This window comes from Bacillus sp. OV322 (assembly GCF_900112495.1).
In the GTDB taxonomy this organism is placed as follows: domain Bacteria; phylum Bacillota; class Bacilli; order Bacillales; family DSM-1321; genus Peribacillus.
Genome location: NZ_FOMA01000003.1, coordinates 396,302 through 422,792, shown reverse-complemented (window position 1 = coordinate 422,792; position 26,491 = coordinate 396,302). Strand labels below are relative to the sequence as shown.

At 42.1% G+C, this 26,491-nt stretch carries 26 protein-coding genes; 2 read left to right on the top strand and 24 right to left on the bottom strand.

Going from position 1 to position 26,491, the window contains the following annotated elements; all coding sequences use genetic code 11:
• Nucleotides 1-211 precede the first annotated feature (211 nt).
• The 6 genes from spoIVA to BM126_RS09830 all read right to left on the bottom strand — a co-directional run bounded on the left by spoIVA (nt 212) and on the right by BM126_RS09830 (nt 6,695).
• The gene (gene spoIVA, locus BM126_RS09855) at nt 212-1,690 is read right to left on the bottom strand and encodes a stage IV sporulation protein A (protein ID WP_090989330.1); all 1,479 of its coding nucleotides are present in this window, start codon (nt 1,688-1,690) and stop codon (nt 212-214) included.
• Nucleotides 1,691-2,061: 371 nt separating this feature from the next.
• A complete protein-coding gene (locus tag BM126_RS09850; RefSeq protein WP_090989329.1) occupies nt 2,062-2,784 on the bottom strand; it encodes a hypothetical protein in 723 nt (240 codons plus the stop codon).
• A 13-nt stretch (nt 2,785-2,797) separates the two neighbouring features.
• Nucleotides 2,798-2,995 (bottom strand): DUF2768 domain-containing protein, encoded by a 198-nt coding sequence (locus BM126_RS09845; RefSeq protein ID WP_071351172.1) that lies wholly within the window; start codon nt 2,993-2,995, stop codon nt 2,798-2,800.
• 303 nt (nt 2,996-3,298) lie between these two features.
• Nucleotides 3,299-4,351, bottom strand: a complete 1,053-nt coding sequence (locus tag BM126_RS09840) for an NAD(P)H-dependent glycerol-3-phosphate dehydrogenase (protein WP_090989328.1) — start codon at nt 4,349-4,351, stop codon at nt 3,299-3,301.
• Nucleotides 4,352-4,368: 17 nt separating this feature from the next.
• A complete protein-coding gene (gene der, locus BM126_RS09835; RefSeq protein ID WP_071351170.1) occupies nt 4,369-5,679 on the bottom strand; it encodes a ribosome biogenesis GTPase Der in 1,311 nt (436 codons plus the stop codon).
• Between the two features lie 413 nt (nt 5,680-6,092).
• Nucleotides 6,093-6,695 carry a YphA family membrane protein gene (locus BM126_RS09830; protein WP_090989327.1) on the bottom strand — a complete coding sequence of 201 codons (603 nt, stop codon included), beginning with the start codon at nt 6,693-6,695 and terminating at the stop codon, nt 6,093-6,095.
• A 131-nt stretch (nt 6,696-6,826) separates the two neighbouring features.
• Between BM126_RS09830 and BM126_RS09825 the strand changes: the two genes are divergently transcribed.
• On the top strand, nt 6,827-6,961 hold the full coding sequence (locus BM126_RS09825) for a YpzI family protein (RefSeq protein WP_090989326.1): 135 nt from the start codon (nt 6,827-6,829) through the stop codon (nt 6,959-6,961).
• 157 nt (nt 6,962-7,118) lie between these two features.
• Here BM126_RS09825 and rpsA read toward each other — a convergent pair whose 3' ends face one another.
• The 8 genes from rpsA to prsW all read right to left on the bottom strand — a co-directional run bounded on the left by rpsA (nt 7,119) and on the right by prsW (nt 14,298).
• The gene (rpsA, locus tag BM126_RS09820; RefSeq protein WP_090989325.1) at nt 7,119-8,255 is read right to left on the bottom strand and encodes a 30S ribosomal protein S1; all 1,137 of its coding nucleotides are present in this window, start codon (nt 8,253-8,255) and stop codon (nt 7,119-7,121) included.
• A gap of 200 nt (nt 8,256-8,455) precedes the next feature.
• Entirely contained in the window at nt 8,456-9,037 is a 582-nt protein-coding gene (locus BM126_RS09815) for a lysophospholipid acyltransferase family protein (RefSeq protein WP_090989324.1), read from the bottom strand.
• 2 nt (nt 9,038-9,039) lie between these two features.
• Nucleotides 9,040-9,714, bottom strand: a complete 675-nt coding sequence (cmk, locus tag BM126_RS09810) for a (d)CMP kinase (protein ID WP_090989323.1) — start codon at nt 9,712-9,714, stop codon at nt 9,040-9,042.
• A 260-nt stretch (nt 9,715-9,974) separates the two neighbouring features.
• Nucleotides 9,975-10,157 (bottom strand): DUF5359 family protein, encoded by a 183-nt coding sequence (locus BM126_RS21900; protein ID WP_141770053.1) that lies wholly within the window; start codon nt 10,155-10,157, stop codon nt 9,975-9,977.
• Between the two features lie 88 nt (nt 10,158-10,245).
• Nucleotides 10,246-10,905, bottom strand: a complete 660-nt coding sequence (locus tag BM126_RS09795) for a flagellar brake protein (RefSeq protein WP_090989320.1) — start codon at nt 10,903-10,905, stop codon at nt 10,246-10,248.
• Between the two features lie 185 nt (nt 10,906-11,090).
• Nucleotides 11,091-12,443, bottom strand: coding sequence for a germination protein YpeB (gene ypeB, locus BM126_RS09790; protein ID WP_090989319.1), 1,353 nt, complete (start codon nt 12,441-12,443; stop codon nt 11,091-11,093).
• Nucleotides 12,444-12,496: 53 nt separating this feature from the next.
• Nucleotides 12,497-13,282: a spore cortex-lytic enzyme gene (sleB, locus tag BM126_RS09785; protein WP_256213042.1), complete on the bottom strand. Its 786-nt coding sequence runs from the start codon at nt 13,280-13,282 to the stop codon at nt 12,497-12,499.
• A 350-nt stretch (nt 13,283-13,632) separates the two neighbouring features.
• On the bottom strand, nt 13,633-14,298 hold the full coding sequence (prsW, locus tag BM126_RS09780) for a glutamic-type intramembrane protease PrsW (RefSeq protein WP_090989317.1): 666 nt from the start codon (nt 14,296-14,298) through the stop codon (nt 13,633-13,635).
• A gap of 109 nt (nt 14,299-14,407) precedes the next feature.
• Here prsW and BM126_RS09775 point away from each other — a divergent pair, with 109 nt between their 5' ends.
• The gene (locus tag BM126_RS09775; protein ID WP_090989316.1) at nt 14,408-15,382 is read left to right on the top strand and encodes an asparaginase; all 975 of its coding nucleotides are present in this window, start codon (nt 14,408-14,410) and stop codon (nt 15,380-15,382) included.
• Between the two features lie 51 nt (nt 15,383-15,433).
• Here the strand turns inward: BM126_RS09775 and BM126_RS09770 are convergent, their stop codons facing one another.
• The 10 genes from BM126_RS09770 to BM126_RS09720 form a co-directional block, all read right to left on the bottom strand.
• Complete coding sequence (locus BM126_RS09770; protein WP_090989315.1) at nt 15,434-16,408, bottom strand: YpdA family putative bacillithiol disulfide reductase; 975 nt, start codon at nt 16,406-16,408, stop codon at nt 15,434-15,436.
• 170 nt (nt 16,409-16,578) lie between these two features.
• On the bottom strand, nt 16,579-17,856 hold the full coding sequence (locus tag BM126_RS09765; RefSeq protein WP_090989314.1) for a Glu/Leu/Phe/Val family dehydrogenase: 1,278 nt from the start codon (nt 17,854-17,856) through the stop codon (nt 16,579-16,581).
• Between the two features lie 650 nt (nt 17,857-18,506).
• Complete coding sequence (locus BM126_RS09760; RefSeq protein WP_090989313.1) at nt 18,507-19,085, bottom strand: adaptor protein MecA; 579 nt, start codon at nt 19,083-19,085, stop codon at nt 18,507-18,509.
• A 67-nt stretch (nt 19,086-19,152) separates the two neighbouring features.
• Nucleotides 19,153-20,058, bottom strand: a complete 906-nt coding sequence (locus tag BM126_RS09755) for a MerR family transcriptional regulator (protein ID WP_090989312.1) — start codon at nt 20,056-20,058, stop codon at nt 19,153-19,155.
• A gap of 86 nt (nt 20,059-20,144) precedes the next feature.
• Nucleotides 20,145-20,954: a metallophosphoesterase gene (locus BM126_RS09750; RefSeq protein ID WP_090989311.1), complete on the bottom strand. Its 810-nt coding sequence runs from the start codon at nt 20,952-20,954 to the stop codon at nt 20,145-20,147.
• A gap of 213 nt (nt 20,955-21,167) precedes the next feature.
• Nucleotides 21,168-21,626: a YpbF family protein gene (locus tag BM126_RS09745; protein WP_090989310.1), complete on the bottom strand. Its 459-nt coding sequence runs from the start codon at nt 21,624-21,626 to the stop codon at nt 21,168-21,170.
• A gap of 730 nt (nt 21,627-22,356) precedes the next feature.
• Nucleotides 22,357-23,121 carry a LysM peptidoglycan-binding domain-containing protein gene (locus BM126_RS09735; protein WP_177201381.1) on the bottom strand — a complete coding sequence of 255 codons (765 nt, stop codon included), beginning with the start codon at nt 23,119-23,121 and terminating at the stop codon, nt 22,357-22,359.
• Between the two features lie 15 nt (nt 23,122-23,136).
• Nucleotides 23,137-23,718, bottom strand: a complete 582-nt coding sequence (locus tag BM126_RS09730; RefSeq protein ID WP_090989307.1) for a CPBP family intramembrane glutamic endopeptidase — start codon at nt 23,716-23,718, stop codon at nt 23,137-23,139.
• Nucleotides 23,708-25,225, bottom strand: a complete 1,518-nt coding sequence (locus BM126_RS09725) for a RecQ family ATP-dependent DNA helicase (protein ID WP_090989306.1) — start codon at nt 25,223-25,225, stop codon at nt 23,708-23,710. Before BM126_RS09725 ends, BM126_RS09730 begins: the two co-directional genes overlap by 11 nt.
• The gene (locus BM126_RS09720) at nt 25,222-26,250 is read right to left on the bottom strand and encodes a YpbB family protein (RefSeq protein WP_090989305.1); all 1,029 of its coding nucleotides are present in this window, start codon (nt 26,248-26,250) and stop codon (nt 25,222-25,224) included. Before BM126_RS09720 ends, BM126_RS09725 begins: the two co-directional genes overlap by 4 nt.
• Nucleotides 26,251-26,491: the final 241 nt, after the last annotated feature.

Sequence of the window (26,491 nt, the reverse complement as noted above, 5' to 3'; positions counted from 1 at the left end):
TTTTAAAGAGCAGTTTACGTAAAAACTTTTCTGATTTGGGACAGTATGGCTGATTTCCGCTCCAGTATGCCCGCTTTCTGCGGGCTTAGCGGGAGTCTCGCGCCTTATACTCCAATCAGCCCGGTTTAACAAATGGATCGCTTCACAGAACGTATTAAAGAAAAGAGCAAAAAAAAGATCAATCCACAATGGAATTGATCACATGCCTGTTCTATAAAATGATGGCTATCAAGCCGCCTGAACCTTCATTGATGATTCTTTCAAGTGTTTCCTTCAATTTATAACGTGCATTTTCAGGCATTAGAGAAAGCTTTGCCTGGATTCCTTCTCTCACGATAGAGCTCAGGCTCCTGCCGAAAATATCTGAATTCCAGATGGACAATGGGTTATCTTCAAAGTCCTGCATTAAGTATCTGACAAGCTCTTCACTTTGTTTTTCTGTACCGATAATCGGTGCAAACTCTGATTCAACATCTACCTTAATCATATGAATGGACGGCGCGACAGCCTTCAGCCTGACTCCAAAACGGGAGCCCTGCCGGATAATTTCCGGTTCATCGAGGCTCATATCATTCAATGAAGGAGCTGCAACCCCGTACCCTGTCTGTTTTACCATTTTCAGAGCATCTGCCACCTGATCGTATTCTGCTTTAGCATAAGCAAAATCCTGCATAAGTGATAAAAGATGATCTTTTCCTCTTATTTCAACTCCGACTATTTCTTTTAAAATATCATCATACAATTCGTCAGGCGCGTATAAATCAATTTCCGCGACACCCTGCCCCATTTCAATTCCCGCAAGGCTTGCATGATCAATAAATTCAAAATCGTTGAAGTGGCCCACAACACGGTCCACATCCCTTAACCGTTTAATATCTTTCACTGTTTCTTTAACAGCTTCCTGGTAGCTTTCACGAAGCCAGTGATTCTCCCTCAGCACCATTACCCAGCTTGGAAGGTTAACATTCACCTCAAGTACAGGGAATTCATACAGTGCTTCCCGCAGCACACTGTATACATCCGTTTCCCTCATTCCCTCCACGCTCATGGCAAGGACTGGAATATCGTATTTATCCTGAAGATTTTCCTTCAGTGCAACAGTTTCAGGATGATGCGGCTGAACAGAGTTTACGATCATGATAAAAGGCTTCCCAACCTCCTTCAATTCTTCGACAACCCGTTCTTCTGCCTCAAGATAATCCTTGCGCGGTATTTCACCAATCGTTCCGTCTGTTGTAATCAGGACACCTAGTGTGGAATGATCTTGAATAACTTTTCTTGTGCCTATTTCAGCTGCTTCATGAAAGGGAATTGGCTCTTCATACCATGGCGTATGAATCATCCTTGGCCCATTTTCATCTTCATACCCCTTCGCACCAGGCACTGTATATCCAACACAGTCCACCAGCCTGATGTTAACATCAAGTCCCTCAGAAACATGGATAGAGGCTGCCTGGTTAGGAACAAACTTAGGTTCGGTTGTCATGATCGTCTTGCCTGCAGCACTTTGCGGCAGCTCATCCTGGGCGCGTGCCCTGTCAGCTTCTGTGCCAATGTTAGGGATGACAACCAGCTCCATGAACTTTTTAATGAATGTAGATTTACCGGTCCTTACAGCACCGACTACACCTAAATAAATATCACCGCCTGTACGCTCCGCTATATCTTTAAAAATATCTACCTTTTCCAAGGGAACCCCTCCCGCATTTAAAGTCTTGGGATCAATCAATCTGCTTATTTCATTCGGACATTACAATCATATGATGTTGTCCTAAAAATTTATTCTTCTGTTTATAGAGTTATGTGCATTCCTCCATACAAAATTTAATTGCCATAATTGCTTCTGAAATAAGCCAGGGTAGCAGGTACTGCAGAAACAGGCGCCCTATCTGGCTGTTTTTGCGCGAATGTTTTTATATAAGGGCCGCTATTATTTAACTAAATCAATAAATTGTCTCCATAACGAATTCCCTCCAGTGCTGCTGGCCGTTATGGAAATTTTAGAAGAAGATAAAAAATAACCCTTCTACTACAATATATTTTGCAGAAGAAGGGTTATGACTATTTTGTAAGGAATATCGGCTTATTTGTTTTTGGGTCAATTGTATAAGGCAATGAATAGGCTGGTACGAAATCAGAATGTTCCACAAGGATCCTTCTGATATCCTCTCCATTTTTAAAGGTTTTTTTGTATTTTTGAAGAAAATCGTACAAATCGGGTGTATAGTCCACAAAAATATCACCATCGGAGTTGATGACCAGCGGCAGCTCTTTTTTAGAGTAAGGGCTCATAACAGCTGGGGCTTCCTTTAATCCAAGCTTTTTATAATCCAGGGTAAAAACATCAGCAGAAAGCCTTTCTTTAAATGGAGGGTACCCATGGTCCTGCCTGTAGCTGTTTAGCCGCATTGAAAGGCTCTGGATGGCATCGGCCAGCCGGACATCGAATAATTTCACTGTCGGATGATGTTCGGGATCAACCAGTACATATTGAAATACCCCGCCTGATTCAAAAGAGTTGCCAGGAGGCTCGGCTATGTATTTAGGTGAAATCCTTGTAAAATCGATAATATATTTTTGATAAATCGGTGTATCTCCCGGCTTTGTTTTTATCGGGAGGATCCCGTCTTCATCCTTTTGAAACTGGTTGACAGCCGTTTGAACGGACTGAATTTGTTCACGATATGGCACGAGATTCTTTGACATCTTTTCATGAGGATACGCACATCCGGCAAGCAACAGTAAAATACATAGTGAAATAGAAATCATTTTTAAGTTTTTCATAGTTTCGCCCCGTCTAATCGGTCGGCCCGCTGAAAACGATGATAAATATTATCAGGCCGGCTAAGATCATAAGTATGTATGCAAAAACAGCAGTAATCAGCTTAAGGAATCCCCTTAATTTATTACGGCTTATGTATATGGCTATAATTGATATTCCCATAAAAAACATGGCTGCAAATGAAATCCACATTTTCTGAAGCGCTGGTGTCATAAATATCACTCCTCTATCCAGGTCATATTATAACATATTCATTTCCTAATATAGAATAAAATAACAAGATGAAGTTACTTATTTGGCCATGATGACCGAAACCCAAAATAGCCGATCTGGTGAGGAGCAAAAAAAAACAGAAGATATCATGAATAACATCTTCTGTCATCGACTAAATTACCCTTGCCAGGCTGCAATACCAGCTTACTTTCGTTGCATTGTATGCAAGAAAAAGGAAATTTGCATCACGAAATGCCCAATTCATGCAAATTTCCTTTCCTTTCCCTGAAAAAGCCTTAATGGTCAATCATTCTTTCTTTCATCCAATATATTAAACAAGTCTTCCATTTCGCCTGTCTTCATGCGAGTCATCAAGGCATCAACAGAATCCTTAACATCCTGGCCATTAAACAGCACATTGTATAGTGCGTTTGTAATCGGCATGTCCACCTGATATTTTTCTGCCAGCTGATATGCAGCCTTTGTGGTTCTTACACCCTCGACAACCATACCCATACTATCAAGCACTTCATCAAGGTTTTTACCTTTGCCAAGCATATTTCCCGCTCTCCAGTTCCGGGAATGCACACTTGTACAGGTCACAATCAGATCCCCGATTCCTGTCAAGCCGGAGAAGGTAAGGGGATTTGCCCCCATTGCTGTTCCCAGACGGGAAATTTCCGCCAGGCCGCGGGTGATCAGTGCTGCCTTGGCATTGTCGCCATATCCCAGTCCATCTGTGATTCCAGCAGCAAGTGCAATGATATTCTTCAGGGCGCCGCCTATCTCTACACCAATGATATCAGGATTCGTATAAACCCGGAAATTCTGGTTGATGAACAGATCCTGTATCTTTTCAGCCGTTTTCATATTACGTGCAGATACGGTTACTGTTGTAGGATGGCGGAGGCTTACTTCCTCCGCATGGCTTGGACCGGATAATACCACAACTTCTTCCAGCAATTCCCCTGGAACGGATTCTTCGATCATTTCTGAAATGCGCAGAAGTGTATCCGGCTCGATTCCCTTGCTGACATGAACGATGATAAGAGGCTGTGATGCTTCTGCTGACGCTTTTGCAAGCACTTCACGTACCGCTTTTGTCGGAACAGCCAAAACCGCAACAGTTACCCCATCCAAAGCCTGCGTGAGGGAATGATAACCTGTAATTCCTTCAGGCAAAGTGATATCAGGCAAGTATTTATGGTTTGTATGATGTTCATTGATTTCTGAAATCTGGTTTTCATTATGGGCCCACAGCCTTACTTCATGCTGGTTGTCGGCAAGCACCATGGCAAGTGCAGTTCCCCAGCTTCCAGCACCGATGACGGCCACTGTTTGTTTTGTTTCTGCCATTATTAGCACCGTCCTTTTTATTTTCTTTGCCGGCCAAAGATCCTGATTGGTGTACCTTCGAATTCAAAGGCATCACGAATCCGGTTCTCAAGAAATCTTTCATATGAAAAATGCAGAAGCTCAGGATCATTTACAAATACGATAAAGGTTGGTGGCTTTATCGCTACCTGTGTGGTGTAGTAAATCTTCAAACGGCTTCCATTATGTGTCGGAGTCGGGTTCATGGCAACAGCATCCATCACGACTTCATTCAGAACGTTCGTCTGCACACGCAGGGCATGGCTTTCGCTGACTTTATCTATGATCGGAAGCAATGTATGTGTCCGTTTCCTTGTTTTAGCAGATAAATAAACGATTGGAGCATAATCCAAAAACAGAAAATGCGCGCGAATGTTTTCTTCAAATTCCTTCATCGTTTTTTCATCTTTTTCTATGGCATCCCATTTATTTACGACAATGATTACGCCTCGGCCTGCTTCGTGCGCATAGCCTGCAATCTTTTTGTCCTGTTCCCTGATGCCTTCTTCTGCATTCAGGACAACAAGCACAACGTCAGAGCGTTCAATTGCCCGCAAGGCCCTCAGTACACTATATTTCTCTGTACTTTCGTAAACCTTTCCTTTTTTCCTCATTCCAGCCGTGTCGATAATGACATATTCCCTGCCATTATATGTATAAGGAGAATCAATCGCATCTCTTGTCGTTCCTTCGATTTCACTAACAATAACGCGGTCTTCACCAAGAAGCGCATTAACGAGTGAGGATTTCCCGACATTAGGCCTTCCGATCAAACTGAACTTTATAACATCTTCATCATAATCCTGGCCATTAAATTGCGGAAAGTGCTTTGAAGCTTCATCAAGCAAATCTCCAAGACCCAATCCATGAGATCCCGAAATCGGGAATGGTTCGCCGAAACCAAGTGAATAGAAATCATAAATCTGTTCTCTCATTTCAGGATTGTCCACTTTATTGACAGCAAGCACTACAGGCTTCTTCGATTTATAAAGAATTTTTGCAACTTCTTCATCGGCGCCTGTCACACCTTCGCGGCCATTAGTCATAAAAATGATAACATCCGCTTCATCAATGGCAATTTCCGCCTGCTGGCGTATCTGCTCAAGAAACGGTTCATCCCCGATATCAATTCCGCCTGTATCAATAATGTTAAAATCATGGTTCAGCCATTCTCCTGAACTGTAAATCCTGTCTCTTGTCACGCCTGGCACATCTTCAACAATGGAAACCCTCTCGCCCACTATTCTATTAAAAATGGTCGATTTCCCAACGTTAGGACGTCCGACGATTGCAACTACCGGTTTTGGCATTGCTTCTCACCCTTTCATAAGCTGTATCTGTTATCATGAAATTCATGAATGCATTCATTATTATGGTTTAAAGTCTGCATTGTTGATTTCCATCTTTTCATTGCGGGTGTACGACGTATATGCCACAAGCAGTCTGCGTAAGAGAGCTTCTTGACTTCAGTCTTATCCCGCAAAAGATGTTAGAAGATCGCAAAATTTTGCATTCTGACATGCGAACCTGCAAAAATGGCCTGCCTGGAAAAGATTCCATCAGCCTTGGCCGTCATGCCCCATGGCTTTGTATCCGCATGGTTTTTCATTCTTCTGTTCCGCTAACTATCATATAGTATCAAATTTTCAGCTAATCAACAATGATTGTATGAAAACAGCATGCCCTCAATGATCAGGTCACAAACTTAAAAGAGCCTATTCATTTAGCCCTGTTTCTCCCTTTGGCCATATTTCATATAGCTTTGAAGAAGCCCGATGACAGTCTCCATCAATACCCAGCATAAGCCCGCTCCCATAATAACCGCTGCTTTATCCAGCCACTCGAAAGAAGCTGCAGGATATGGCATGCCAATGTAATAGAGGACCGCTGCATATAAACAGTCTCCAAGCACAAGGCCCAGAATAATGGACAAAATCCTCATTTTCCAATCTTTAATTAAAAGGATAGCCGCATAATTAATTAAAATGGCCAGTATGGCTGTTTTACTGAATATAACCCAAACCGGGTCTAATAGGGCAAACATCTCTAAACTTGAATAAGCAAGTGCCAGAATGACACATGTACATATAAAATTAATCTGATTGCTAAGCGTTTTATTGCGAATGGATGCGCAAATAACCGCGAAAAGATAAATGGCTGCGGTATTTATGCTGTATCTCTGCACGTCTAGCTGATAACCTGCCAAGGATATTACAGACAGTATGTGAAACAGCAAAACAAAACGGAATTTTATCGTTTTTGGTATAAAAAACATGACAACTACCCAAGACATCCATGCCATCCAATAAAAAAGCAAACCCTCCATACACACGCCTCCTATAGGAAACATTATATCTGCTTTAATTCAGGATTAAACCTTTCATTCTTCCTGTCATGGACCCGATACATAATACAGCCATTTTTTAGTCATCTTACAGTAGAAGGGGGTGTTCAAATATGGGAAAAGACCGCCAGGAGAAAAAGTTAAGGGAGAGCAAACGTGTAGAATCCGACCGTGATCAATCACTGGGCCTTCCAGGAGCAACGAAAATGGAAAGCCCGGAAGAAGCAAGAAAAAGAAATGAACACTAATCTCTTTCTGGATTACGTGTAGAGCCGAAAAAAAAGCCGCCTGTGGGCAGAAGCGCAAAACAGCGCTTTTAGCCCAGGCGGCTTTTATAAGGTCCCCCTATTTGTCTGGCAGTCAGCATATGACGTTTATCTGCCAGCACGCGGGGGAAAATTGATTTTATTTTAGCTTCTTCAGCTGGTCGCCGATCATTTCACCCAGCTGGAAACCTTTTGATTCTTCAGGAAGTTCATAGTCAGCATTATACGAGGATGGCTGTTCTTCAAGATCCTTGATGCTAAGTGACAAACGCTGCTCATCTTCATTGACATCCAGTACTTTAACCTTCACGCCTTGTCCCTCTCTCAGCACCTCCTGAGGAGTGCCGATATGCTTATGGGAAATTTGCGAGATATGAACAAGTCCCTCTACTCCCGGCAGAATTTCAACAAAAGCACCGAAAGTGACCAATCGTTTAACCGTTCCTTCCAGAACAGCTCCTCTTGGGGCTTTTTCAGAAATTCCCTGCCAAGGCCCCGGCAGAGTATCCTTAATGGACAGCGAGATTCTCTCATTATCTCTGTCTACGGAAAGCACCTTGACCTGGACCTTTTCGCCTTCAGTTACGACATCAGAGGCTTTATCCACATGTTTATGGGAAAGCTGGGAGATGTGAACGAGACCGTCCACTCCGCCGATATCAATGAATGCGCCGAAGTCCGTAAGCCTTTGTACAGTCCCTTCCAGAACATCCCCAGACTGGATGGAGTCGAGGACCCTGGATTTTTTCTTTTCCTTTTCATCCTGAACGACCGCACGGTGAGACAGGATCAGCCTGTTTTTGTCTTTTTCCAGCTCGACAATTTTAAAGGCGAGGGTCTTATCTTTGTAATCAGAGAAATCTTCTACGAAATAATCTTCAACCAATGAAGCAGGAACGAAACCTCTCACTCCAAGATCGACCACAAGCCCGCCTTTAACGACGTCCTTGACTTCAGCTTCGAATACCTCCTGAGTTTCGAACTTTCTTTCAAGCTCATCCCAGGCTTTAATCGCCTCAATTTTGCGTTTTGATAGAATAATAGCTTCTTCTTCGACTTTTATTACTTCAAGCTCAAGCTCATCGCCTTCAGAAACTGCATCACTTGCTTTCTCGATATGAAGGCTTGAAAGCTCGCTGATCGGAATGATGCCGTCTGTCTTGCTGTTTTCGACATCAACAATCACTTGCTTTTCTTCAACTTTAGATACCCTTGCTTTTACCTTATCCCCAACCTCATAGCTGTTTACTTCCACTTGGTTCATGTCTTCTGTCATTACGAACTCCTCCTTAACCCATGACTGCTCTGCAGAATTTCTCTTGATTAGGCTATATGCTCTGGACTGAAAGCTTCAGCAGGGAAAAGCCAGCCTTTATAAGAGTGAAATACATAAAGCTTCATATAAATTCATAATTCGGAATAATTCCCCTAATTAATAAATTCCAATAAAATCGCCAAATTGTCAAGCAAGAAGACTTATTTATGCTCGGCAATCAGCTTTCGGATTTCTTCCATAATAATGCCCGTGGCTTCATCCGCAGACGTTTTTTGTTCGCGATATTTATTGAAATCAATTGGTTTTCCATATACCACCTTCAGCCGGCCAAAAAGCTTGTAGGGGCCAATGATGGCGCATGGAACGATTGCTGCCTTTGAACGTAATGCAAAGAAACCGGCACCGGCAAGCCCTTCACCAAGCTCGCCGTTTTTGCTTCTGGTTCCTTCTGGAAACAGCCCAAGGACCCTTCCTTCCTTAAGAAGCGACAGTCCCTTTCGAAGGGCCTCCCTGTCGCTCATCCCTCTTTTGACAGGAAAAGCATTGACCCTCGGCAAAATTTCCTTTAACAGCGGAAGACGGAACAGCTCCTCTTTAGCCATAAAGTGAATATCTCTGGTTGCCGTCATTCCGACTACAGGGGGATCCAGGTTGTCGATATGGTTCGAACAGATTAAGACCCCTCCTTCTTTTGGTATATTTTCTTTGCCGATGATCCTGACTCTGTAGATGGGTGTTAAAGATGCTTTAACAACGTTTTTACCGAATTTATAAAGATTCAAACCTATCTTGTCCTTTCTTCGATCAATGACATTATTTTCTCAGCCACCTGCTGTATGGACAATGATGTTGTATCTATTTCGATTGCATCTTCTGCTTTACGCAAAGGAGAAACTTCCCTTTCTGAATCCAGCTTGTCCCTTAATGCGATTTCTTCCTTTAATTTCTCAATATCAGAAGAAAATCCTTTTTGCTGATTCTCCAAATGCCTTCTTTCTGCACGTTCTTCAACGGACGCTATCAAAAATATCTTAACTTCTGCATTTGGAAGCACGAATGTTCCAATATCTCTTCCATCCATGACAACTCCGCCGCGCTCGCCTATTTTCTGCTGTCTTTTTACCATTTCTTCACGGACAGAACGGTGCTTTGAAGCTTCTGAAACAGAAGCTGTCACCTCAGGATTCCTGATTTCGGATGTAACGTTTTGCCCATCCAGGTAAACAAGCTGCCCTAATTCACTTGGCTTTAGCTCAATTTGTGTTTTCATCAAAAGGGATGATAGGCCATTTTCATCCGACAGATTAATCCCTTCCTGCAGGGATTTATATGTCAAGGCGCGATACATAGCTCCTGTATCCACGTATATGTAGCTGTATTTTTCTGCAACAATTTTAGCCACCGTGCTTTTTCCTGCAGCAGCAGGCCCGTCGATTGCTATCGATATCTTCTTTTCCATAATTCCTCCTGTAATACCCAATCTTGCTGATCATTTTATTTCTCTTTTATTTTATCACAAAACACCTGTTTTCTATGAAAAAAGTGTTCTTTTGCAGGCTTCACTTTTTCTGGAAGAATGCAATCTGATTGCAATGCCAATCCCGTTACATAGAAGGAATACAAGGAAAAAGGCCCATTTTCTGCCCTTACCCAAAAACCTTTCAGAGATAATCTGAACAGCAATTCATTTTATGGCAAAAAAAAAGCGGCATTCCCGCTTTAATCGTCCAAACCATGAAAAGTTTCTATGACTTTCGAATAATTATTGCTGTTTACACCCTCATAACGGACCAGTTTGTTTAGTTCCCTGGGTGCGGCCTGATTAAACCAGATCTGTGTGATAATCAGGAAAATAAGCTGGATCAATATTAGTTTCACCATAAGTCTTTCTACTGTTTTCATATTATTATCAGCCCTTTGCGTCACTATATCCCCAGTATGGAGAAAAAGGATGATTTTATACGGTTCAGCAAAAATATTTACAGCTATCTTAACCCATGATTCCTTTTTTCTTAAACTCAAGCTGCTTTTCGAAAATGAAGCGCAGAAGGGTTTGCGTGTCAGCTTCGGAGGGATCGGCAAACTGTACTGACAAAAGCTGAAAACCGCTGTCGCTTTCACTCATCCTGATGACCTTGCTATTCATGTGCAGATACTGAATTTCTCCAGACTTCAGAGGCAGCACGAGCCACAGGAGAATCGTGGAAGAAGGCTCAATATGCTGCCATCCCGCAAACCTTAATGCAGCTCCTCCTGCGCTGATATCCTCTGTAATGGCGCGAAAAGGCTGAAATTCCTTATTTAAGGGATGAATAGCTGCATCTATGGGTGTTTCGACCCTTACAAACTGCCTGCGCTGAATTTTAATAAATGTGCTTTCATCCGGACGGGACATTTGAATAGCCGGTATATTTCCCTTCACCCTGCCAAGCACTTCCGAGTCAAAAAGATATGCAGTTCCATCAGGGGATGTAAAGGTCATTTTCATTTGAGATCCGTCTGTCAGAAACACGACCTTTCCTGTCTGTGTATTGACCGGATAATCAATGTATAAACTGTCTTCATTCATTTCTACTATCATGCATTTATATTTCTCGCGCTGAGGTGAAAATTTAGGTTCCAAAATTAAAATATCGCCAATATTAATCATCTTTCCACACACTTCCTAGATGTAATTTCCCATTACTTATGTCACGTTAAATTGATATAATTATCCAAAATATCATTCACTTGTCAATTATTGCATGAAATGAAAAAAAGGAAAAGTACATTTGTACCTTTCCTTTCCATGAAATTTAATGATTCAGTATATTTCGGGACAATCAGCTTTGCCAGCTATAAAAATTTGTCATACATGCGTTCTGCATTCTTTAATTTTTCCACTTTTTCTTCCTGCCCTGTATTGCCATTGATGAAAATCCTGTATGTATCTTCACCAATTGTTCCAAGAAATTCATAGCAGAGCACTTCTTGGTCAACATCGTTAATGATCAATGCTTTCCGCTCTTCCATAACCTTCACCTTTGGATTGATTTTCGTCCTGGCCTGCTCAAGGGAAAGCTTTGCAGTTCCAATTTTTCTCATTTTATTGGATTTCAGAAATTCTTCTGCCGAGAAACCGATGACACTTCCGTCATCAAGTGCTATTTTCACCTTAACGGAATCAGGGTAAATCCTTACCCCGCCAACCGATCCGACAAAGTTAAATAAACCTATATGATCGTATTGTGAGCTTTCATATAAATCTAGCGAATTAAATTGGTGACTCTTTAAAAATTGTTTAGCTTTCATCTCCGCCTGATTTAGACCCAATTTTTCATCATTTACCTTTCGGGTATTAATCATCCAGATAGGATAACCGCCTTTTTTGGCAATATCCATATTGGCTTCATCTTTTGTTGAGGGATCCGTCAGGGTGATGCTGTAAAACCCGTAGTTTGCGCCCTTTCCGTTACTTTCTGCTGAAACTTTTGCAGACCTGCTGAAATTCGCATATTTCCTGGCCTCCAGAACAGCCTCTTTTTTTGTTATTTCCTTCCCCTTTAAGTTGCTGTAATTTTCGTTTTGCTTTTCCATGCTGACATTGGTAGGATTTTGTGTGTCAGACTCGCTGTAGACTGATACTTTTTTTTCGACAATTTTTAAGCCGTCAAGAATGGTATTATCGGACTTTGCTTCTCCTGAAGCCAGCGCAGTTTCAACATCCATCCATTTCAGATGGTTTTTCAGCACCAGGTATTGTGTTTTTCTCAGTTCATCCTGTATTTCTCCAGCCTGTGTATATAGTGTTTTAAGATTTGCATATTCTTTGTCATTAAGAGGCTCTTTTTCAAGGTCTCTCACAGAGGTCTGATAGCTGAAATCTCCTATTTTCGAAAGGAATTCTTCAGTTTTATTAAATGCCATCAAAGAAAGGGGAAGCTGCCCAACATCATTTTGCGCCTCGGAAGTGAGCCTCCATACATCGGTAAGCGCCGGGCTTAAAGACTTTCTTGAATTCATTGCAAGTGTGTTGCCGATTTTATCATGCAGGGTATCTACCTGATAGGCCAAATCATGGAATGCCCGCTGGTATGTATTTTCTGCATGTATTAATACAGCGTTTTTTTCTTTATGTTCCTTATATCCCCACACAGACACCCCGATCAATGCTGCAGCGAGGACCGCAATCCCTATATTTTTGATCATCACTTTCACCTCATTGCTTAGCTGTAATTAAGATACTTGCCGGGAAAGCTTTTTTATTTGCAGAAAATATGCTTTCCGATTTTTTTAATTTGGGGCCTGGACCATATCCATTTGCTCGTCGCTGTTTCAGGATTAAAATAGTATTGTGCATTCCCTGTAGGGTCCCAGCCGTTTATGGCATCTATTACAGCTTCCCTTGCTCGGTCATTTGGTGTAAGCCAAATTTGCCCGTCCGAGACGGCTGTAAAGGCCCCAGGTTCAAATATGACCCCTGAAATGGAGTTAGGGAACGACGTGCTTTCCACTCTGTTTAAAATAACTGCTGCTACTGCAACCTGCCCGATGTACGGTTCACCCCTGGATTCACCGTATACTGCATTGGCTAGAAGCTTTATATCATTTTGCGAATATCCCGCAGGCAAATTTGCAGCCGAAGCTGTACTTGTTTTTGCCGGACTATTTTTCGCTGGTGGGTTCGCAGGCTTGGCAGCGCCTTTTTTAGGCTTAATTTGTTTATCGATATCCACTCCGGCATAGTAAGTAAAATCATTTCCTTTTGCTATCTGCCCATGGACAAACGCACGATCAAAATTCGATGCCTTTGCCAGCTTATTTTTTGTGGTTGTACCAGCAAGCCCGTCAATCGGCAAACCGAAATCCTTCTGGAAATTCCTGAGCGCCCAATATGTGCCCCACCCGTATACACCATCAATCTTCCCTTTAAAATAACCGATATTCTGAAGACGCGCCTGGAGCTCTATAACATCATCACCAACCGCACCTTTTTGAATGACCTGGCCGGAAAAGGCACTTGTCTTTGTTTGATGTGCTGAAAGCATGCAAACTATACAGCAGGACAGGAACAAGACCCTCCATATTGACGAAACCCCTTTCATCAAATACACTCCCTCTTTTCATATATGGATGTAAACCTATTTTCCTCTTAATGAAAGATTTTATTCTCTGTATAACAAGGCTGTTTTCGTAAACCTTGCTGATATGGAACAGGGAGCTGATTTCCTCTCCAGGATGCTCGCTTTCCGCTGATTCTTCAAGAGGTTTGCACCTTTCGCTCTAATCCCTAGTTAACAGTGGAATTACACCCTAGAACTCATTAACATAATCTTTAAGAAAAGAGCCTAAAGAAAAGAGCAAAAAAAAAAGACAAACCTCTGTAAGTTTGTCTTTTTTATAGTGATCCGCTTGCATGGAAATCTGAAAGAAGTCTTGCCGTCTTGACTTTTTTCAGGCCGAGCCACCATAGGAATGCCATAAATGGAAGAATCCAATATCCCCAGGATTTTTGGGCCAAAAGTATATAATCGTAGATGCCGTGCAATAAAAACGGAATAGCCAGTGCAAGCAGTACATATGCCCTCTTTTTCGATTTGGCAAATTTCCCTTTGCCGATATAATAGCCCATGATCACGCCAAAAAGAGCATGGCTGGAAACTGGCAATATGGCCCTTGTAAATGCGTGTTCCACACCGTTTCCTACTAAATACAGAATGTTTTCCATCGTAGCAAAACCCAAGGAGACAGATGCACCGTAAACAATACCGTCATACGGTTCGTCAAAAGCAACATGCGGGTAAATCATATAAATGAGTATGAGCCATTTAAAGGTTTCTTCCAAAAGAGAAGCAGACAAAAAGGCATGTCCAAAATCAGTGCCTGCAATATTCTCCGCCTGCAGGACATATTGAAGAAACATAATCGGGAACACTAAACAAGCGCCAAATATAAAAGCCTTTATCACAACAGATAATGGTTCGGTATCATAATGGTCCTTTAAGTAAAAGTAGCTGAGCAGAGCCAAACCAGGTGCAATGCCCGCTGATAATATGACCAGCATAGGCTGACCTCTTTTCATTCTTTTTATTTAATCGTATCATGTATTAAGGAAAAAGAAAACGAAAGGGTTCATCCCTTCAGAGATCCATCAAAACACGGAGGTAACTGCGTTGAAAAAAAATATTTTAGTGATACATACAGGCGGAACCATTTCCATGACGGAGGATGCTAGAACAGGAGCGGTAAATCCCTCTGAAGAAAACCCGATGAAATTGCATTCCGGGGCTTTATCGGAAATGGCCCATTTAATTATTGATGAACCTTTTAATCTGCCATCACCACATATCACGGCAAAAGAAATGCTGAACATAAAAATGAGAATCGATCATGCTTTAAGCGCGCAGCACATAGATGGCATTGTCATTACACATGGCACGGACACACTTGAAGAGACCGCTTATTTTCTTGATCTGACTTTAAATGCCAGCATCCCCGTTGTTGTGACTGGCGCTATGCGCTCAAGCAACGAAATAGGGTCTGATGGATTGTATAATTTTATTTCATCCATAAAAGTAGCTACCTGTGAAGAGGCTGCAAGCAAGGGTGTGCTTGTGGTATTGAATGATGAAATTCATTCCGCGAAAAACGTGACAAAAACTCACACAAGCAATATTTCAACGTTTCAAAGCCCGCAATTCGGCCCAATCGGAATCGTTACAAAGCGGGGTGTTTCTTTCCACCATCAGCCTACAGGCAAGGAGCATTATCCCATTGATTCAATCCATAAGCGGGTTGCATTGGTCAAGGCCCATTCCGGCATGGATTCACTCCTCTTTTATGCACTGAAAGAAATGAAGATAGACGGTCTTGTGATAGAAGCCCTTGGACAGGGCAATATGCCGCCCGGAACAATTGAAGGCATAAAGTCCCTTATCGAATCAGATATCCCTATTGTCGCTGTTTCCCGATGTTTTAATGGCATTGCACAGGATATCTACGGCTACCAGGGCGGCGGAAAACACCTGAAAGAAATGGGTGTAATCTTCTCTAATGGACTTAACGGGCAAAAAGCGCGGATAAAACTGCTGATTGCCCTCCATTCTGAAAGCTCCCAGGATGCCATCAGTGACATTTTTTCCTTATAGCTGACAGAAAAAAAGGCTCATCCTATGCATATGCAGGATGAGCCTTTTTCATTATAGTCCTTCAGTTTTCATTGAAATATCTTTCGCAATGAGCCCTCCATGAAAGCGTCCGTTTTCGATGAAAATTTCATTGGCATTATTTCCTGCAGCTATAACTCCTGCAATATATATGCCTTCCGCATCCGTTTCCATCGTTTCAGGGTTATGGACTGGCTTGCCTGTTTCTTTATCAATGCCGATTCCCATGCTCATTAAGAAAGAATGATCAGGATGATAGCCTGTCATTGCAAAAACGGTGTCATTCTTTAGTGTTTTTTTAACATCGCCAGTATGATAACTCACTGTGTTTTCCGTGATTTCATCTACTACCGACCCAAATTCCATGTTAATTGTTCCGTTTCGGACGAGCGCTTCGAATTCCGGCAGTATCCACGGCTTGATGCTTGGGGAATATTCCAGTCCCCTGTATATAACCGTTACCCGTGCACCTGCTTTAACCAATTCCAAGGCAGCATCGATACTTGAATTTTTTCCGCCAATCACCAATACATCTTGATTAAAAAACGGGTGCCCTTCTTTGAAGTAATGATGGACCTTCGGTAAATCCTCACCGGGAATGCACATATAATTAGGGTTATCGTAGTAGCCTGTTGCCACAACAATTTTATTTGCCTGGTACTGCTGCTTCGAGGTTTGCACAAGGAAAGTACCGTTGTTTTGTTTTTTAATGCTTTCAGCATGTTCAAAAGAATGGATGCGGAGATTTTTTCTTTTTACAACCTCCCTATAATAAGCGAGGGCCTGGTTTCTTACCGGCTTGCGGTTTTCTGTAATGAAAGCGATATCTCCAATTTCAAGTTTTTCGCTTGAGCTAAAAAAAGTCTGATGTGTCGGATAGTTATATATGGCATTGACAATATTGCCTTTCTCTATGACAAGTGCCTTTATCCCGGCATCTTCAAGAGCGATTGCCGCTGCAAGTCCGCAGGGCCCGCCGCCAATTATAATTACATCTTCTATGTTCATGTTCTATACTCCTCCAGCCGGATTTTATAGCCGGTTTTTATTGCAGAAAAACTATATTTCAATTTCTCTTCCTGCTCATCCAGAGATCTTTTTTAGCGTAAAAAAAAATCCCCCATCAAGATAATGATAGGAGATTTTTCAATCAGTTTCAATGCAGAAGGCTTATTTTATCAAATCCACCCGCGGAAACGGGATGCTTCTGCCATTTTTCTTGCGCCGACCATGTAAGCTGCAAGCCTCATATCCACACGCCGGGTCTGAGCTGTTTCATAAATATTATTAAACGATTTTAGAAGTATTTTTTCCAGTCTTTCTTCAACTTCTTCTTCTGACCAGTAGTAGCCTTGATTATTCTGGACCCACTCAAAGTAAGAAACAATTACACCGCCTGAAGAAGCAAGCACATCCGGCACAAGCAGCACTCCCCGCTCAGTCAGGATTTGTGTGGCTTCTATTGTTGTAGGGCCGTTTGCAGCCTCGACAACGATTTTAGCCTGTATATTGTGGGCATTTTCTTCAGTGATCTGATTTTCAATGGCCGCAGGCACCAGGATCTCACAATCCAATTCCAGCAATTCCTTGTTGGAAATGGTATTTTTAAATAGCTTCGTAACCGTACCAAAGCTGTCCCGGCGATCTAATAGATAATCAATATCAAGGCCATTAGGATCGTATAAGGCGCCGTAAGCATCAGAAATGCCGACTACCTTCGCGCCTGCGTCGTGCATGAATTTGGCAAGGAAGCTTCCTGCATTGCCGAATCCCTGTACAACTACACGGGCGCCCTTAATATCTATGCCGCGCTTTTTCGCAGCCTCATTAATGACAATTGTCACCCCTTTGGCTGTAGCGGACTCACGGCCATGTGAACCGCCAAGCACAAGAGGCTTACCGGTAATGAAGCCAGGTGAGTTAAATTCATCAATCCTGCTGTATTCATCCATCATCCATGCCATGATCTGGGAGTTAGTAAAAACATCCGGGGCTGGAATATCTTTAGTCGGCCCGACGATTTGGCTGATTGCCCGCACATAGCCGCGGCTCAGCTTTTCAAGCTCACGGAAGGACATATTGCGCGGATCGCAGACGATGCCGCCTTTTCCGCCGCCATAAGGAAGATCAGCAATGCCGCATTTCAAGCTCATCCAGATAGAAAGCGCTTTTACTTCACGTTCCGTTACATCCGGATGGAAACGGATTCCTCCCTTTGTAGGACCCACTGCATCATTATGCTGTGCACGGTAACCTGTAAAGATCTTTACAGATCCATCATCCATTCTTACCGGAATTTTAACAGTGAGCAAACGTAAAGGTTCTTTCAAAAGCTCATACACTTCCTCGGGATATCCGAGCTTCTCCAATGCTTTATGTATTACAGTCTGAGTAGACTTCAGCACATCATGTTTTTCTTCTTCGTTAGTATGGTCAGTACCTTTTTCGGCTACCATCTGCTTACCTCCTAAAGTCTCGTTTAATAGGCTATTTTCAGGCTTTGGCTCACCTTCCATGACATAGTATACACCTTAACCAACCTTCTGCAAAGGATAAAAAAAGCAATTGTCCAATTTTTTCACATGATTTTGTAAACGCTGCCAACTCATGGTGTTTTCGATCATATTTAAAAAGAAAAAGAGTACAAATCCAGCTTTAAAATTATAGTAATATAATTTAATCGTTCGATTTCGCATGATCAGCCTGCTACACGCCCACCTAACAGTGCCAATAGCTGTATTTGAACACTTTACTGCCATGAAACAAGGCAGCTGATTTCCTCGTCCTGAGCGGTGATTTTCCCCTCTCCGCCTGCAGGTCTCACTTGTCCCCCCTTACCTGTTGAAGTCCAGCACTTACGCTCCAAACAACCTGATCGTAAAAATAGGAAAATACCCTAAAATAAATAAAGGGAACTCCAGAATATATGGAGTTTCCTTTTGAATAAGGCTTTATTTACCCTATAGGGCTTGCACACAGCTCTGAATACTGCACTAGTATCCCTTGCCCGTTCTTGAAGATTAACGCACGAATTTTTCCGGGCAGAGGAAGACAAATGCTTAACAGCAACTCTGCATTTGGACAAAAAGCAGCGGTACTCTAAGAGTCACATTTTAAAATGCTCCGTCATAACGGAAATAGCATTACCTGAAATAATGCAAGTCCCATACTCCTGGAGCCTATAAAGTGTCAGAGTAGAAACTGAGCCATATTCAGCTGCAAGGGAAATGGCCAAATTGAATAAATCTTCGCCGACATCTTCTATCCACATATAGTAATGGCCTTCAAGGCTAAACAGCGAGCTTTTGACTATCCCATTGAACTTAAGCGAATGCGACAATTGTATGACATCCTCAAAATCTTCGAACCTGTATAAAATGTGCGGATGCTCCCCTACCTTAACCTGAAGGTCCAAAAACTCATCTTCATCTGACAAAAGCTCTTCTTCGTCCTTCGTGACGATAATAACCAGCCCCTGAGCCTGGAGGGTGAAGATCTCAATCGCAATGGATCCTGTCATTTTAAAACTTAATTCATCACATGCTTCTTCTACCATATCCTGAAAAAGCTTGTGGACCTTCAGCGAATTCCCTTTTATATCTTCTTTCGTTATGCCTCTGTCGATAAGATCATCTAAGGTTAAAAATATTTTTATTTTATTGTTGGTCAATCGCTCAAGCTTCATAAAAAAATGCCCCCTGGATACCATCTTCATATATCATATGAAGGCGGCTATCTGGGGTGCATATATCCTAAGAGGTTTGAATAGACGCATCCAGCCAGTTTTCCCATTCAGTGCGGGAATTTCCGACAAGGCAATCTTTGTACTTTTTTAAGACAGCGGGTGAAGAGGCATCAACAGCCGCACCGCCAATTCCCACAGCAAGATCAGGAAACTGCTTTTTCAGTTCGCCGATCAGCCCGAGTGCAGGGTTTAGGCAATCGATCATGGTGCAGGAAAAAAACAGCCCTTTAGGTTTGATGATATCAAGGACAACAAAAAGATCTTTTTCTGCAATGCTTGGCCCTAAGTAGACCGTTTGATATCCTTTTCTTTTTAAAAACAATGAAAAAATAAGCAATCCAAATTCATGCCATTCTCCCGGAGCACAGACTGTTATCACTTTAGGCAGCATGCTGTTGACCGGCAGGGTGTGCATAATAAAGCTGATCCTGCTTCTTAATACAGAAGATGCAAAATGCTCGTGGGCAGATGTAATTTCTCCTTTTTCCCACATATCCCCTATCTGGACCAGAAGCGAGCCTAAAATGTTCACGACAGCCTGTTCAATTGTATACATACCAAAAGCCTGGTTGATAATTCCATGTGCCTTTGTTTCATCAAAGCTTAAAAGAGCCTGAAGAAGCTCTTCCCCCAGGTTCTTTTCCTGAGGACCCTCATCGGGATGATCATCACTTTCTTCTTTGGTGTCATCCCTGTCCAAAAGAGAAATAGCCTGGGAAATGGTAAATCCCTGGTTTACTTTGGCAATCAGCCATTTCAGTGTCTTCACATGCTGATCTGTATATAATCGATGCCCAGATTCATTCCTTACAGGGGCAATTACTTTATATCTCCGTTCCCAGGCACGCAAGGTACCCGGCATTATGTCAAGCATTTTAGAAACTGCTTTAATATTGTATTTTCCTTCCTGCATCCTTCATATGTCCTCCATCCAGAACGTTCTATTGAAAAAAGTATAGAACATTATATAAGCGATGTAAAATTCAAATAGGCTGCACGCTACATTTGCGGCTCATTTCTTCTAGCTGAGGTCTTCTCTCCCTTTTGGATCGTGATGATATGCGTTTCCGGTTTGGCCCCAAGCCTGAGAGGAACCGTACTTGTCCCGTAGCCATTGCTTGTTAGATATACACAATCTCCTTCAGTGTAAATGCTGCCGATTTCATAGGGGCCATACCCGAATACCCTGATCTGCCCCCCATGCGTATGACCGGATAATACCAGACTGATATTATGTTCGTCTTCAATTTGTTTTTTCACTATAGGATTATGTGAGACCAATATCCGGAAAGTCCCTTTTTCGGCATCAGAAAGCGCTAAATCAAGCCGGTCCCGTTCCTCGCTGATATCATCAATGCCAATCAGCGAAAACTTCTCGCCCTGTTCTGATTGAAAAGATACCGCAGTATTATCAAGAATCCTGACTCCATGATCCAGAAGCATAGCATCAAGTGAATGATAGTCACCTTCATAATCATTGTTGCCCCATACGAAATAGAGAGGCCCCGCTTCTTTAAGCTTAATGATATTGTCTTCTGCCTGTTTTAAGGCAACGCCGCCTTCTCTAATATCTCCCCCAAGTATCACCATATCGGCTTTTCCCTTGACTTCCCTGATCAGCTTATCCGTAACCCTTCTTCTATGTATATCAGAAATAAAAAAGACCGTAACCTTCCCAAAGGATTCAGGAAATTGCGGGAATGTCAGATCTTCCGACAATACACGGTCCAAAAAAGCATTTCTGTACATAATCACTATCATCACAGCAGAAGTTGCTGCAATAACTGCAAGGCATATTAATAAAATCATCGCAAAAGCAAACCTTCCCTCTAATAAGATCTCATTTTAAAAACAGCGTTATTCGATACATTGATTATTGACATACCTATATATTCCTACACTATCTATAAATGACTGCCAGCGCAAGTTTTGTATGACTGACTGCGCCTCAGCCTTCACGAAATACTCTCCAGGCCTCTTAGAAAAAAAAATCCCCTCATAAAAGAGAGAATATCCATGTATTTATTTACTTTCATGATATAGGTTTATATCATAGTTGCTTTTCATCATTTCAAATACCTTATGGCGGTTTTTCCACTCCTGTTCCTTTTTCCATAGATCCTTGCTTTTATCAATAATTTCACAGCGCAAGCCATGAAACTCTTTTTCAGCTTTATCCAATTTCTTTTTAACCATAAGCATGTACCCATACATGCCTATTGAAGCTGATAAAAATACAAAGTGCGAAAAACGGTCAACAAACATTGAAAACATAGTAAAAAAAGAAGAAGAATATGGTACAACAATATAATAATACACATACCCAAACAATAGGACAGCCATAATCATAGAGGTCCAAATGCTGAAAATATGCTTGTTTTTTAAGCGTTCATATTTTCTTTTTTTCTCAATTACTTTCTGAAGCATTTGCCTTGTTGCCTGATCTGTATTTTCATCAAGCAATATAATCGCAGATTCCATGACAGTCTGCCTCCTTATAAACTTTCTTACAGGAAAACTATATGCGCTTGTACCAAATATATTCCGTGAAGAAAGGCACCTGGCTGGTATTCCTTCTTACAGGATGATTTTTAAACACGACTGTTTTCGTTAACTTTGTTGTTTTTTAAAAGGGATTTTTGATTTCACTGCGAAATAACATACGTGAAAGCAAGGCATGAACAAGGAGTGATGGAGGAGTTCGTAAGTTGCTGCCAATACGAATGGACGAAAATCAAAGAATATTTAAAAAGGCTTTTTTTAAAGATTGCTGTACTTTAATGATTTCCGCGAAGCGAACGCATTGTTATATCAGGTTGATTGAAGTGTAAGGTACGAGAAACCTGTTTACATTTGCGGGAGGGTGTCTCCGCAGGCGCAGCCTAAGGAGGCTCACCGCCCTCCCCGCGGAAAGCGAGCATCCTGGAGCGGTCGACCGGCTTTTTCCATATCTGCAAAGTGTACGAAAATAGCTATTCGAAAACAGAAAAACAAATAAAGCCGGATTCCTTTAAAATCGGCTTTGTTAATGTACATTATTGATGTTTGCACTTTGTTGACTGGAGCAGGTGCACAATCCTGCAGGACCATAATATGCTCCCTTAGAACACGCATCCCTGCGTTCCAGTCAACGGCAAATTCAACATCGCTTTTCCTGTATTATTGAATGGCCATGCCATGCAGCTTTGCATAAAACATGAAATTCCTGGGTTTATTGTTTAATCGGGATTTTAAGTATTTGGCCCGCTGCTAAATCGTAGCCAGACAAGTGATTCCATTTCATTATAAGCGGTATGCCGTCCTTTGAATGATAATATGTCATTGAAATATGGTACATGGTTTCCTGCGGTTTTACGGTGTGCAGCAGGATTTTATAGTGGCTTGCAGAAGCAGCCGGCGCACTATTTGCTTTTCCGCTGTAGGCAGGAGCTGCCTTTTTCTGCGCCCTTACGGTTTCAGCTTTCTTGGGCGCTGCTGAGGCTGTTTCAGCTTTCTTCTCTGGTGCCGGCAAAGCAGGCACTGCTTTCTTCTCAGGTGCTGCGGAAGCTGTCTTTGCATTCCTATCAAGTGCCGGAGAAGCTGATTCGGCTTTCTGCGGCGCGCTTTGATTTTCCGTTTTTACAGAGTCGGCGGATTTCTTTTCCGTTTTCCCTGATGCATCTTTCTCAATTTCCCCAGCTGTGCTTACAGGTTCATCGACAATTTCCACCTGCTCAACATTGGATGGCTCAGAATGAGAAAGTATCTTTAAGGGACTTTTTAAATGTGCATTCAAAAAGTAAATGGTAATCGGCAAAAGAATAAAAAATAAGGCCAGCAGCTTAAGCAGAGGAAATTTGATTTTCAATTTGGTCTTCTTTTTTTTATTTCGATGTATTTCACTTCTGCTTGGCAGAGGCGGATTTGTTTTCAGCCTCTCTGCTTTCGTTCTCAGCTCATGGGCTTGATCTTGCTGTGAAGTTCTTTCCGTGTCCATAAACATCCTCTTTCTTCAGGCTTTTCCCTGCTTATTTTTCAGTATAATTCCCAAGATGAAATCAATAATAAAATGGGCAGTGATTGTTACTATTAAATTTCCAGTTACGCTATAAATCCAGCCGATAAAAAAGCTAAGGCCGGTGATGTTCACGAGCAGATACAATTTAAATAAATAACGGTAATGAACGAGCGCAAATATAACGCTTGTCCAAACTAGCCCAATATTTGTCTGGATTACCCCGCGAAACAGCACTTCTTCGCAAAAAGCGACAATCAGGGCAGCTGCAGGCACCAGCGGATAACTAAGGCTTTTAAAAATCCTTTCGTTGACGCCTCCATCATCCTGCCAGGAAGCAGGGATGGTTTTCATCATGATTATATCAAAAACCACAACAGCTGCTCCTGCCGGCAGTCCAATCACCGCAATATTGATGTCGCTTATCCTGAACAAAGCGGCAAATGACGCAATATCCGGGAATAAAAATAGACCTAAAAGCAGGGATGCCGCCAATAATATCAGCTGCGTAATAAATAAGTTATAGATAAGCTGTTTATCCGAGAGCTGTTTGATTAATTCCGCTTGTTTATTTTTCATCTTGAACATCTTTCAAAAGCAAAAAGCGGGACAATTCTTCTTTCCAGCTGAAGTTAAGGCTGTTCCCGTGATTACCTTGATCTGGGATGCTTTTAAAAAAGTCCTCTGCCCTCAATCCGCAATGGTCACAGCAATCCTTTACCTTCTTGCCTGCCTGCTCCTCTTCAAAATATTCCATAATTCCTGTACGCCTGCACAATGAACTGTGCAGCCATCCGAAAAAGCGATGAAACTTTTTCATATTGTATTGCGTTCTGTCAGCTGCATACTCTTCCATATCTCTTTGTATAACCCCTATACTTTTCAATCGGTTATTTTGGATGAAATGTTTAATGAAACCCCACTGAGTTTCATTCAGGGAGTATGCCATCATCAGCCTTTCCTCTTCCTGCAGCATCACATCTGGATTTCCGCAATTATTATTTATGTAGGAAAAAACAGCCTCCATTTGGGCAGGAAGAGGAAATTGCTGCTCCAAAAGTCGAATGGGCAGGCCCTCATCTCCGTCGGAGTATAAGAGGACTGCCAGACTTTCTAACCCGTCCCGTCCTGCCCTGCCGATTTCCTGGACATATGACTCCATGCTGGCTGGGGTGTGAAAATGGATGACAAATCTGACATTTTCCTTGTTAACACCCATGCCAAACGCAGATGTTGAACAGATGATATTCAGCTGGCCGTTTAGAAATTGCTGCTGGATCAGAATCCGATTTTCCTGCTCCATTCCCCCATGATAGCAGCCGACCCCTTTTATCCCCATTTCCAATAATTTTTGCGCTGACGATTCCGCGGCCTTTTTACTCGAAAAATATATAATGCCCGGTCCCTGTAAAGATTGGACCAGTTCGATTAAGCGGTTTAATTTATCATCAAAAGAATGATGCTTTTCCACAATGAGTGAGATATTGGCACGGTCCACGGAGGAAATCACTTCGCGGCATGAGCTAAGCCCCAGCTTTTCTTTGATATCGCTCCTCACTTCCCTTGTTGCGGTAGCTGTAAGTGCTAATGTAAGCGGATTGGATAATTTCTCTCTTATCACTCCAAGTTCAAGATACTCCGGCCTGAAGTCATAGCCCCATTGAGAGATGCAGTGAGCTTCATCAATGACAAACAATCCAATATCAAGACGCATCAAAGCTGCCTTGACATGTTCAAGTACGAGCATTTCCGGTGACATAAATATGAAACGGAAATCGTGCAGGTTTGCAATCGCCTTTCTTTTTTCAGCAGGAGATAAAAAGGAATTCAGGGTCAAAACACTCTTTTCCCCACCTGCTTTCAGCTGTTCCGCCTGATCCTGCATCAAAGACAGAAGCGGCGACACAATAATTACCGTCTTATTCAGCAGATATGCCGGAAGCTGGTAGCATAACGATTTACCTGACCCTGTCGGCAGCATGCCAATTGTGTCTTCTCCGTCCAGCAGAGAAGAAATGATTTCCTCCTGGCCGGGACGGAATTCCTTAAAACCAAAATAATTATTTAATGCTGCATGTAGATTCATAAGTTATCCCCTGCTTTAGCGAGCACAAGACGAATTTTAAAAAAGCTGATGCTTTCATCTTTTACCAGCATTTTAATGGATTTTAACTGTTTAGTTTTACTTTCGCCAGCTGCCCGTAAGATGAGCATTTTTTCTTTCTCCGATACATAGTCATGTATCGGAAACTCTTTGTCTGCCAGTGCGATTTCGACAATATGGTCCTCTATGGTATTTGACTTGAGTTTCCTTATTCCCGCTATATCCTGCAGGGAATAGCCTTTTTCCAAAAAATCCAGTGTGGCTTTGGACGATTGTGTCAAGGAACCATTATTGCTGTTCCCCTTATTTTTCAGCAAGGATGCAAGCAAAGGGTAATCCCCCTTGTCCATAGATATTTGCTCCATCATAAAATGGATGGTGCCAAGAAACACAAATTTAATATGCCATTCATCATCTGCAAGCTCTGCAGCAATCTGATTATATGTATTGCCGATGCGGTGGCTTCCGGACAATTTCAGCACAAAGATTTTCTGTTCCAGTGCTTCCCTTGTTTCTAAAAGACTGACTAGTTCCGAAAAAAGATGTTCTGCCAAAAGAACTCGATTTTTACCTGCGCCAGACAGAAATTGTTTCACAAAGCTTTGTATGCCCAGATTCCGCTGAATCGGATAAAAGGATTTTTGGGAGCGAATAATATGCGAAAGGGATTGGATAAGCAATGAAAGCCGTGCCCAAAAAGCAAAAGCATCACTATGGAATTTCAATCCGTTAAGCGCCGCCGGCATTGGCTGTTTGTCCAGATACTCTGTAAGCAGGTCCTCTCCCTGCCGGCTGATAAGAAAATGATCTTCCCTTGTTCCGGGATCAATCAGCCCATTATTCTCAAGCCCTGCCGCTGTTTTCATCAATTCTTCCCTAGAAAGCGAAGGAACCGTACCAAATAAGGGAGACAGGCGGAAGAAATGTGCATCCTGGATGGTCTGTGACGATTTTTTTCCTTTTAGCATATGATAAATTCCATGAACCGAGCGTTCACCTTTAAACATTTTAATACTATATAAAATAACAACCTCTAAATAGTGGCGAATCAATGTCCATCACAACCCTATAGTAAAGTTAGTTCCATTGTATCAAATTGCAGGAATGACCGTGATAATTTATTACCGGCTGTCGCATCGAACAGCCAAAATGGAAGATAAGATTTTCGCCTTATCTTGGACCCAGTAAGCGTTCAGGTGACGGGTGTACGGTCATAACGCAAACTAAAAACATACAGGAACCCTCTTT

What these genes read in the sequence shown, in the direction of transcription:
- BM126_RS09840 (WP_090989328.1), bottom strand. Translation starts at nt 4,351, where the DNA reads ATGGCAGAAACAAAACAAACAGTGGCCGTCATCGGTGCTGGAAGCTGG.
- der (WP_071351170.1), bottom strand. Translation starts at nt 5,679, where the DNA reads ATGCCAAAACCGGTAGTTGCAATCGTCGGACGTCCTAACGTTGGGAAA.
- prsW (WP_090989317.1), bottom strand. Translation starts at nt 14,298, where the DNA reads ATGCTGGTCATATTATCAGCGGGCATTGCACCTGGTTTGGCTCTGCTC.
- BM126_RS09720 (WP_090989305.1), bottom strand. Translation starts at nt 26,250, where the DNA reads ATGTTTAAAGGTGAACGCTCGGTTCATGGAATTTATCATATGCTAAAA.
- BM126_RS09850 (WP_090989329.1), bottom strand. Translation starts at nt 2,784, where the DNA reads ATGAAAAACTTAAAAATGATTTCTATTTCACTATGTATTTTACTGTTG.
- BM126_RS09825 (WP_090989326.1), top strand. Translation starts at nt 6,827, where the DNA reads ATGGGAAAAGACCGCCAGGAGAAAAAGTTAAGGGAGAGCAAACGTGTA.
- ypeB (WP_090989319.1), bottom strand. Translation starts at nt 12,443, where the DNA reads ATGATCAAAAATATAGGGATTGCGGTCCTCGCTGCAGCATTGATCGGG.
- BM126_RS09760 (WP_090989313.1), bottom strand. Translation starts at nt 19,085, where the DNA reads ATGAAGCTTGAGCGATTGACCAACAATAAAATAAAAATATTTTTAACC.
- BM126_RS09750 (WP_090989311.1), bottom strand. Translation starts at nt 20,954, where the DNA reads ATGATTTTATTAATATGCCTTGCAGTTATTGCAGCAACTTCTGCTGTG.
- BM126_RS09725 (WP_090989306.1), bottom strand. Translation starts at nt 25,225, where the DNA reads ATGAATCTACATGCAGCATTAAATAATTATTTTGGTTTTAAGGAATTC.
- BM126_RS09745 (WP_090989310.1), bottom strand. Translation starts at nt 21,626, where the DNA reads ATGGAATCTGCGATTATATTGCTTGATGAAAATACAGATCAGGCAACA.
- BM126_RS09830 (WP_090989327.1), bottom strand. Translation starts at nt 6,695, where the DNA reads ATGGAGGGTTTGCTTTTTTATTGGATGGCATGGATGTCTTGGGTAGTT.
- BM126_RS09730 (WP_090989307.1), bottom strand. Translation starts at nt 23,718, where the DNA reads ATGAAAAATAAACAAGCGGAATTAATCAAACAGCTCTCGGATAAACAG.
- sleB (WP_256213042.1), bottom strand. Translation starts at nt 13,282, where the DNA reads ATGCTTTCAGCACATCAAACAAAGACAAGTGCCTTTTCCGGCCAGGTC.
- cmk (WP_090989323.1), bottom strand. Translation starts at nt 9,714, where the DNA reads ATGGAAAAGAAGATATCGATAGCAATCGACGGGCCTGCTGCTGCAGGA.
- BM126_RS09770 (WP_090989315.1), bottom strand. Translation starts at nt 16,408, where the DNA reads ATGAACATAGAAGATGTAATTATAATTGGCGGCGGGCCCTGCGGACTT.
- BM126_RS09765 (WP_090989314.1), bottom strand. Translation starts at nt 17,856, where the DNA reads ATGGTAGCCGAAAAAGGTACTGACCATACTAACGAAGAAGAAAAACAT.
- BM126_RS21900 (WP_141770053.1), bottom strand. Translation starts at nt 10,157, where the DNA reads ATGAAAACAGTAGAAAGACTTATGGTGAAACTAATATTGATCCAGCTT.
- BM126_RS09795 (WP_090989320.1), bottom strand. Translation starts at nt 10,905, where the DNA reads ATGATTAATATTGGCGATATTTTAATTTTGGAACCTAAATTTTCACCT.
- BM126_RS09735 (WP_177201381.1), bottom strand. Translation starts at nt 23,121, where the DNA reads ATGGACACGGAAAGAACTTCACAGCAAGATCAAGCCCATGAGCTGAGA.
- rpsA (WP_090989325.1), bottom strand. Translation starts at nt 8,255, where the DNA reads ATGACAGAAGACATGAACCAAGTGGAAGTAAACAGCTATGAGGTTGGG.
- BM126_RS09755 (WP_090989312.1), bottom strand. Translation starts at nt 20,058, where the DNA reads ATGCAGGAAGGAAAATACAATATTAAAGCAGTTTCTAAAATGCTTGAC.
- BM126_RS09845 (WP_071351172.1), bottom strand. Translation starts at nt 2,995, where the DNA reads ATGACACCAGCGCTTCAGAAAATGTGGATTTCATTTGCAGCCATGTTT.